We start from the raw sequence: 8,833 nt of genomic DNA, 5'->3' as shown, positions 1-8,833 counted from the left end.
TGTTCAGACGAAGGCCGCTTCTGCGTACGGCAGTTACCGGACTGAGTGATCAAGTTCGACGCACCATTCGATGCCGGACGTTAAAGATCAAGCTATCCGTACGTGCACCAGCTTCAGGCCCTGGAGCGGCTGGGTCTCGGAGAGGAGTGGCTGCGGGCGGTGTGCCACGACAACGGGGCAGGGCTGTTCGAACTGTGAGGGAGAGCCGGCCCGATGGTTTCCCCGGGCCGGCCCGATGGTTTCCCCTACCCCGCGCACTCGAGCCGGGCGTCGGCCCAGTCCGCGTGGTCGTGGGCATTGCCGTCGCCGCTGTCCGAGACCACGAGGTGCAGCTGCTGGGCACCGGACACGCCGACGTCCAAGGGCAGGGGTTGTGAAGTGCCGGTGAGGACGGGGGTCGTGGTCAGCGTCCGGCCGTCCGCGGTCACGGAGAAGGTGACCGAGCCGTACGGGGCGACCTCGTCGTCGATGCCGACGGTGGCGGTGAACTTGCTGCAGTTGCCGCCGAGGAAGAACGCCACGTCACTGGCGGCGTGGGTACCGAGACCTTTGTCGTGGGCGGTGCCGCGGATCGTGATCGGCAGTCCGTCGCCTGCCGCCTGCTCGCCGTTGGAGGTGTCCCGTTCCACCGGGCCCCAGCCGTTGCTGCTGGAGACGAACGACAGGTCGCTCAGGTAGGGGGCCCCGGTGGGCGGCGGGATCGGCACCTCGGTCTTCGCGGTGCCGTACGTCCAGTGCTGCACGCCGCCGCGGACGTAGGTGGCGAGCGGCGAGAAGGTGACGGACACGGGGGTGGCGGCGGCCGTGGGGGCGGTGACGGTCCAGCTCGCCGTGACCGAGTGGCCCGGTGTGACCTTCGAGAAGGTCGTCGGTGTGGTGGCGGCGACCGTCCAGCCGTCCGGGGCACCGGGCCGCAGGGTGAGGCCGGTGGCCGCGTCGCCCGACGCCGGGACGGTGAAGGTGGCCTTGAGGGTCGCCGACTCACCCCGGTGGATCGTCGACGGCAGGTCCGCGGCGAGTGTGGCCGGGGTTTCGGCAGCCTGCCGTACGGGGGTGACGCTGAGGTTGTCGAACTGGTCGGTCTGGTAGCCGACCACGCCGATGCCGACCTGCCCGGAGGCGTACGCGGAGTCGTCCACCGCGCCGACCGGCCTGCCGTCGACGCTCGCGGTGATCGTGGTGCCGCTGAAGCTCAGGCCGAGTTTGTGCCAGCGGTGGGTGCCGAGTGCTCGGATGGTGCCGTCGGCGAGTGTGGTCAGCCGGCCGCTGGTGTCGCTCTTGACCACCGACCATTTACCGGTGTCGCCGACCCGCAGGAAGTAGCCCGCCTGATGGGACTGCGGCCGCTGCTGTTCGCCCGCCCGGCCGATGAGTTCGACCGTTCCGGGCTGCTCCAGGTAGACGTCCGAACTGACCGTGTAGTTCTTCCAGTCGGTGTCGCCGAGGAGGGCGAACGCGTCACTGTCGTCCTGCCACTCGATGGGCTGCTGTGCGGCCATCTGCCGGACGCACCGGCCCGGGCGTCCGCCCCCACACGGCGCGGTCTCGAAGGAACCCTGCATGTCGGACAGGTACTTCGCCTCCCGCCCGGGGGTGTTCTGCTCGAAGGAGTCCTTGTAGGGGAGCGGGAGGTGTCCCTGCGGCGGGCTGACGGCCTTGCCTCTGCCCTGGCCGGTGGTGGTGGTGGTCAGGGAGTAGACGTAACCGGGCTTGAGGGTGACCGTGAAGTGCCCGCCCGCGGGGGTCACGTCACCGGTGTGCACGAAACCGCCGGAGGTGCTGCCGGACTTGAGGTCCGTGGCCCAGATGTGCACCTTGCCGGTCGGCAGCCCCCGGGTGACCGTGAAGTCGGCGGTCTGGGTGCTGCTCGCGGTGGAGGTCTCCACGATGGTGCTGTAGGCCGAGTTGTCCGGTGACTTCAGGGTGACGTAGCTGCCGTTGACACGGTCCCCGCCGAGGTAGCCGCTCGCCTTGTCGACGAACTTCCAGCCCGGCTTGGTGACTTGGGTGACCTGGGCCGTCGTCCAGAGGCTGGTGCCGATGTCGTACGCCCCGGACCACGGCTGGTTCGCCACCGCGAGGCCGACCGTGTTGTAGGGCAGGTTGGGGTAGATCGCCGCCAGGAGCGGCCAGTTGAGGTAGGCGGTGAACTTGCCGTCGAGGTAGCCGCGGGTGATGGAGCGGATCAGGGCACCGGCGCCGGTGTTCTCGTCCAGGGAACCGTTCTCGCTGGCCCACAGGGGTTTGCCGGTGGCCTGGGCGTTGGCCGAGCTGTTGCAGGTGTTGGCGCTGCCGCCGTCGCCGCCCTCGCAGGGGTAGTGGACGCCGACGACGTCGACGGACCCCGCGAAGTCCGGGTCGGAGACGATGTCGTCCGCGACGTCCAGGCCCGAGTCGGCACCGACGATCTGCACCGGGAGGTGCTTGGCGGCGAGTGCCGCGTGCAGCTTCTCGTACCAGGCGATGTCGTAGCCGCGCTCGTTCCAGCCGCCCAGGTAGTCGATGTCCAGACCGTGCTGCCGGGCGCAGCCCAGCCAGGCGGTCAGGTAGTCGATCATGTCCTGGGACCAGAAGTCGCCGCCGCCGGAGGAGTTGTCCGTGTTGCCGATCCAGCCGGGGGCGCCCCAGGCGAGGCCATACAGCTTGAGGTGCGGGTTGCGCTTCTTGGCCTGCTCCATCAGCCACCACTCGTAGCCGCTGTCGCAGTGCACGGTTCCTTTGGTGTGCTCGATGCTGGGCTCGGCCCCGTCGGTGGAGTTGGTGTCGCCCCCGATCTCCACCTTGAGCATCTGCAGGGCGGCGCCGTAGCCCGGTTTGAAGAGGTAGTCCAGGATCCGGCTGCGCTGCGGCTCGGGGTAGTTGATGAGCAGCCGTGAGTTGCCTCCGCCGCCGCTGATGGCGCCGATGCCGTCGAAGGTGCGGCCGGTGCCGGCGCCGTCCACGGTGACGTCGGTCTTGCCCGGAACGGGTGCCTCACCGACAAAGTCGATCCGGTCGACGGTCACCGCGGTGCCACCGGAGGCCCCGTTCTTCCGGCCGGTCGACGTGAGCGTGAAGGTGTGCGGGCCGTCGGGCAGCGTGGGGCTGGTCCACACGGGGGCGTCGCCGGTGCGGGTGGCGCTGTAGAGGTCGACGTCCACGGGGGTGCCGCCGTCGACGGAGACGGCGGCGATGCCATGGCCGGGGTCGGTGATCGCGCGGAAGGTGAGCTGGGTGCCGGTGAAGGCGAAGTCGACCGAGTCGCCGGTGGTCTCGGTCCAGCTGTTGGTGCCCTCATAGGGATTGGCGGGCGCGCCTTCGCCGCTCGCGTGGCCCCAGCCGGAGCCGTGGTAGTCGAACTGGTCCCGGCCGCTTCCCTGGACGGAGTCGTCCACGGTGACGGTGCCGGCGGTGTCGGCGGCGCCGACAGCGTCGGCACCGGCGTTCGGCGTGGTGGACAGCAGCAGCACGAGTGCGGTGAGGACCACGCCACCCAGTCTGGGGACACGGCTCCGAGCGGACTGGGACATGGCGCTCTCCTGGTGTTACAGGACGGCGGAGGGAACACCTCCGCGCACTGTGTTACAGGAGCTAACGCAGTCGGACAACGGTCCAGACAAATTTCAACAGAAGGTTGCACCTACGTGCCGCCAAGACCTGTCCCGGTCCTCGATGCGGGGTGCCGGCGGCCTCCGGGTGGTTGACGTCGTGTCAAAGGGGCCCCTGGCCGGCGGTGAGAAGCCGGTCAGGGGCCCTTGTGATGACCGGGCCGCGTCAGCCGTCGGACTCCGACGACGGGAGGTAGGCGCCGGGCACGTCCTTCGGGGCGAAGATCTTGTCCTCGCCCGGGTACGGCTTCTTCCAGTCGTGTGTCTGGTACCACGTGAAGTGGTTCATCTGCGCCGGGTTCGCGTAGTCGGGCACGGCACCCGGACCGGTCAGCCGCTGTTTCGACTTCCAGGCCTCCCACTGCGCCGCGAGCGCCTGCTTGTCCGCCGGCACCTTCGCCGACGGCACGGCAGCCGCGTTCGGGTCCTGCGGGGCCGGGGTGTCCTCACCGCAGGCAGGCGGGGCGGAGAGGCCCGCGGTCAGTGAGGTCCGGTTGGGCAGCGCCTTGAACGGCGTGAGGTCCGCGTGCGGGGCGAACGCCCCACGCATCGGGCTGGCCGCGCTGTCCTTCTGGTTCATCGGGTGGATCCCGAGGATCTGCTCGATGGTCCGGATCATCGTGATCTGCGAGTAGTAGTGGTGGTCGACGGTGCCGTGCTGGGCCCAGGGGCTGATGATCTGGATCGGGGCACGGTGGCCGTCGACGTGGTCGAGGCCCGCCTGGGAGTCGTCCTCGACGACGAAGATCGCCGAGTCCTTCCAGTACTTGCTGTGCGAGATCTCGTCGACGATCCGGCCGGTCGCCAGGTCGTTGTCCGCGACCTGGGCGGCCGCGTTCGCCGGGCCACCGGTGTGGTCGCTGGAGAGCCAGAACATGTTCAGGTTCGCCGGCCCGTTCTTCTCGAAGTCCTGCTTCCAGAGCTGCTGCCGGTAGATGTCCGGGATGCTGGTGTCGAACTTCGGGAAGCCGTGCACCGACACGTCGTTGAGGGACGGGATCGGCGAGGACGAGTTCAGGGTGTAGGCGGTGCCCTGCCCGGTCGCGTCCATGTTCTTGGCGTCGCAGTACAGGTTCTGCCAGCTCGCGCCCGACGGCTTGGTCAGGAACTGCTGGAACTCGCCGAAGTCCCGCACGGACTTCCCGGCCGCCTGCGCACCGGTCCACAGGAAGCCGGTCCGCTGGTGGCCGAGAGCGTCGTCCTCGGTGTCGTAGCTGCGCGCGTACTCACCGGCCGAGGACTCGGTGTACTCCGGGTCGTCGGCCTGCATCAGCCAGTTGTGGCCCTCGGCGGAGTTCGTGCCGATGTCGTACGTGTTGTCGTACAGACCGAACTGCTCGGCCAGCGCGTGCTGGTTCGGCGTCACGTTCTCGCCGAACTCCGCCAGCGACGGGGCGCCGTTGCCCTCCGGAACGTCACCGAAGAGCTGGTCGTAGGTCCGGTTCTCCTTGACGATCAGGAAGACGTGCTTGATCGTCGACGGGTCACCGAGCCGCTGCGGGACCGGCACCGGCTTCGCGAGGCTCGTGCCCTTGGCCCGCGTGACCGAGCCGCCCGTCCAGCCGTTCTGCTGGAAGACCTTGGCCGCCTCGGACCTGATGACGCTGTCGCTCGGCAGCGTGAACCGCTGCAGACTCGACGTGGTGTCGTGAGTGGCGTGCCCTGAACTGGTGGTGGGACGGCGGGCGTCGATGCCACGGGTGTTGGAGACGACCACCTGGTTGCCGACGGTGGCGATCTCCGCGGGGAAGTAGTCCGTCGGGAGCAGGCCGACGTAGCTGACCGGCTCCTGCGGGGTCGTGTACCGGTAGACGGCGACCGCGTTGGCGCGGCCGAGCGTCACCAGCAGGTGACCGTCGTCCGTCAGCGTCACCGCGTCGGGCTCGTAGCCCACGGACGCCTCCGGCCACGGCTGGGTGGCGATGGTCTGCACGACCTTGTCGCTCGCGGTGTTGATCACCGACACGTCGTTGGTGGCCGTGTCGGTGACGAACAGCGCGCCCTTCCTGGCGTACAACGCGGTCGGGTGCAGACCGACGTTGATGCTTCCGACGGCGGCAGCCGGGTTCGCCAGGTCGATGACACTGACCGTGCCCGTGGTGGTGGCCGCCGTCTTCGGGTCGGCCGGCACCTGGGTGCCGTACGAGTTGATGGTGGTGTCGCCGGGCTTCGCCGGACGCCCGCCCTCGTTGCTGACGTAGAGCTTGTCGCCGACCTTGGCCATGTCACGCGGGGCGTTGCCCACCGCCCAGCTCTGTTGAATGGTCCCGGTCGCCGCGTCGATGGCGACCACGCGGTTCTGACCGTTGACGGCGGAGTACACGGTGGAGCCGTCGGGCGAGAACACCGCCTCACCCACCAGCGCGTGCTTGGCCCCGTCCGCCGGGATGCTGACGGACGTCGGGTTGGTGACGCTGCCGTCGGGGTTCACCGTGAACCTGGTGTAGCCGTCGGTCTGCCCCAGCCACAGCTGCGTACCGTCGGGCGAGTACGTGGGGCCTTCCTGGCCCACGCTGTTGCTGCTGATGCGCGGGTTCGACGACGCGGAGCTGCTGACGAGCTGCTGCACCTTCCAGCTCTTCAGGTCCACGATGGACAGCGCCGCCCCACCGTCGGTGACCGAGGCCGCGAGATGGGTGCCGTCCGGGCTCACCGAGGACGACATGATCTTGCCGTTGTCGACGACGAGGCGGTCGCCGTACGGAGCGATGTACTGGTCGCTGGAGATGACCTGGCCCTGATCGGTGACCTGGCCGACCTGGTCGGTACCGAACTGGTTCGTCTGGGCGAAAGCGGTGCCGGCGGCGACCAGGGCGACAGCGGTGGTGCCCGTCGTCAGCAGGGGTATCCGGCGGCCGAGACGTCTGCCGAGAAAGCCGGAATGCTCCCTCTCGACACGCCTGCGGCGGCGTGTTACCTGCATGGAGTTATCCCTTCGGGGTGGTGGACAGCAGGTCGACGTTGCCGTCGAACTGCCAGAGCGGGTTCGGTGCGTCCCCGGTCGCGGTCCGCACCAGGAAGTAGCCGTTCACTTCCTTCGGTCCGTCGCCATCGGCGACGAACCGCCCGTCGGAGGTGACGTCGAGCTGGTAGATGGCCGTGCCGACGGCCTCGACGTCGGGGAGATGCCAGGAGACGACGCAGCGCCAGTCGTTGCCCGGTCCCTCGGCGGTGACGTGGCCGGCGCTCTTGTTGCACGCCGCGGTGGCCCGCAACTGCGCCTCGGTCACGCCCGGGCGGCCCAACTGCTCGGTCTGCAAGCGGTAGAGGTGCGCGAAAGCCGTGGCGACCGACCGCTGCACCTTGCCCTGCTGGATTCCGGAACCCACGGACGGGGTCGCCACGGCGACGACCGTGACGGTGAGGGCGACCAGTGCGACCAGCGGCAGGAGTCCGGTGGTGATCGCGCGGCGCCCCGAGCCGTCGTAGGCCAGGTTGGTGAAGTCGCGCCGCAGGAACAGCACATAGGCCAGCGCGGTCGCGAGCACGGCCCACACCAGGCTGACCACGATGCCGATCACGAGCGGGCCGAGCTGTGCCGGGCTCGTGAACAGACCGTTCCAGGCGATGAAGGCGTAACCGGGCAGGGAGAGGCGTACGGCGACGGGCAGCGGCAGCATCTGCGCGAGCTGTATGACGAGCGCGACGACTGCCGGCAACAGCAGCCCCATCGGGGACCGTCCCAGCGCGACCGACCCGAGGAGTCCGATCGCGGCGAGGGCCAGGGTCGGGGCGAGCACGCAGACCCAGGCGAGGAAGACCTTGCCGGCGGCGTCCGTCGGCGCCAACAGGTGGCCGTCCAGGCCCACCAGCGGATGGTTGCCGACCGCCAGGATCCCGCCGACCGCGCTGGAACAGGCCAGCCCGGCCACGAGCAGCAGGATGACGCTGAGGCTGGCCAGTGCCTTCGCCGCGAAGATCCGTCGGGGCGACCGGACCGCCACGAGCAGATGGCGCCAGGTGCCGAGCCGGTCCTCCGAGGCGAACACGTCGCCTGCGACCACCGAGGTCAGCAGCGGGAGCGCCCAGGTGCCCGCGAAACCGAGCATCACCAGTGGTCCGGCCCACCCCGTGGCGTGCATCCAACGACCGAAGAGGGTGTCGGAGGGGAGTGTGCTCTGCAGGCTCACCGCGGCGACGAAGAGCGCCGGCGCGATCCAGCAGGCGAGGACGAGCAAGCGGATCCGCCATTGCGAAACCAGCTTGACCAACTCGAAGCGGTAGCCGCGCGGCACCGAGACGCGGCGGGCACCGGCAGCGCGGTCCCCTGCGATGGTTGCGGTCATCGGCCGGTCTCCTGCTGTTCGGTGAGGGCGAGGAACGCGGCCTCGAGCGGCGACACCACCGGGGTGAGCTCGCGCACCGCGATGCCCGCGTGTACGAGCCGCTTCACCAGTTCGTCGAGAGCGGGCACCCGCGCGCGTACGACGAGCCCCTCGGCGGCGCCGTGCCGTGGCCCGGCGCCGTCGACGACGTGGATCCCGGCCGTGTCGGCAGCCTCCCGGCGAGCGGCCCGCGCGTCGGAGGTGAGCAGCCGGTAGTCGAGTTCATGGTTCTCGGCGGCCAGCTTGCTCAGCGGTCCGGAGAAGGCGACTCGTCCGGTCGCGAGGATGGTGACCTCGGAACACAGTGCCTCGAGGTCGTCCATACGGTGGCTGGAGAGGACGACGCTGGTTCCGTCCGCCGCGAGTCGGTTGAGGACACCGTGAACGTGCCTTTTCCCTGCCGGGTCGAGGCCGTTGGAAGGTTCGTCGAGCACGAGCAGCCGGGGCTTGGTGAGCAGGGCGGCGGCGAGCCCGAGCCGCTGACGCATACCGAGGGAGAAACCGCGGGCCCGGTCGTCGGCCACGTCGGTGAGCCCGACCTGGTCGAGCACGGCGTCGATTCCCGTGGTCCGTGCGTCGCCGCCGCGGAGAGCGGCCAGGGCGGCGAGGTTCTGCCGGGCGGTGAGCGAGGGGTAGAGCCCGGGCCCGTCCACGAAGCCGGCGACACCGTCGGGAGCGGTGAGCGCCCGTCCGACCGGCGTACCCAGGATCTCGAGACGGCCGCTGTCGGTGACGGCCAGGCCCAGCAGGAGGCCGAGCAACGTCGTCTTGCCGGCGCCGTTCGGTCCGACCAGGCCGTGGATCTGACCCTGTGTCACATCCAGATCGATGCCGTCGAGTGCGACTACGTCGCCAAAACACTTGGTGATCCCGCGAGCCCGGACCGAAAGGGGTCTGTCCATGGGTCCCTACTTTCGAAGC

The 8,833-nt window shown here is 69.5% G+C and carries 4 protein-coding genes and 1 pseudogene; 1 reads left to right on the top strand and 4 read right to left on the bottom strand.

Annotated elements, in window-relative coordinates; genetic code table 11:
• Nucleotides 1–93: 93 nt before the first annotated feature.
• Nucleotides 94–198 (top strand): annotated as a pseudogene (locus tag ACFYWX_RS39375) (amidohydrolase); the annotation flags it as partial.
• A gap of 47 nt (nt 199–245) precedes the next feature.
• Here ACFYWX_RS39375 and ACFYWX_RS39370 read toward each other — a convergent pair.
• From ACFYWX_RS39370 to ACFYWX_RS39355, 4 genes are all read right to left on the bottom strand, one after another.
• Nucleotides 246–3,509 carry an NPCBM/NEW2 domain-containing protein gene (locus ACFYWX_RS39370; protein WP_389429846.1) on the bottom strand — a complete coding sequence of 1,088 codons (3,264 nt, stop codon included), beginning with the start codon at nt 3,507–3,509 and terminating at the stop codon, nt 246–248.
• A 244-nt stretch (nt 3,510–3,753) separates the two neighbouring features.
• Nucleotides 3,754–6,510, bottom strand: a complete 2,757-nt coding sequence (locus ACFYWX_RS39365) for a bifunctional YncE family protein/alkaline phosphatase family protein (protein WP_389429845.1) — start codon at nt 6,508–6,510, stop codon at nt 3,754–3,756.
• 4 nt (nt 6,511–6,514) lie between these two features.
• Entirely contained in the window at nt 6,515–7,873 is a 1,359-nt protein-coding gene (locus ACFYWX_RS39360; RefSeq protein WP_389429844.1) for an ABC transporter permease, read from the bottom strand.
• Complete coding sequence (locus ACFYWX_RS39355) at nt 7,870–8,814, bottom strand: ABC transporter ATP-binding protein (protein WP_389429843.1); 945 nt, start codon at nt 8,812–8,814, stop codon at nt 7,870–7,872. Before ACFYWX_RS39355 ends, ACFYWX_RS39360 begins: the two co-directional genes overlap by 4 nt.
• Nucleotides 8,815–8,833 lie beyond the last annotated feature (19 nt).

Source organism: Streptomyces sp. NPDC002888, from assembly GCF_042888465.1.
Classification (GTDB): domain Bacteria; phylum Actinomycetota; class Actinomycetes; order Streptomycetales; family Streptomycetaceae; genus Streptomyces.
The sequence above is the reverse complement of the archived record's forward strand: the minus strand, read 5'-3'. Positions and strand labels throughout refer to the sequence as shown.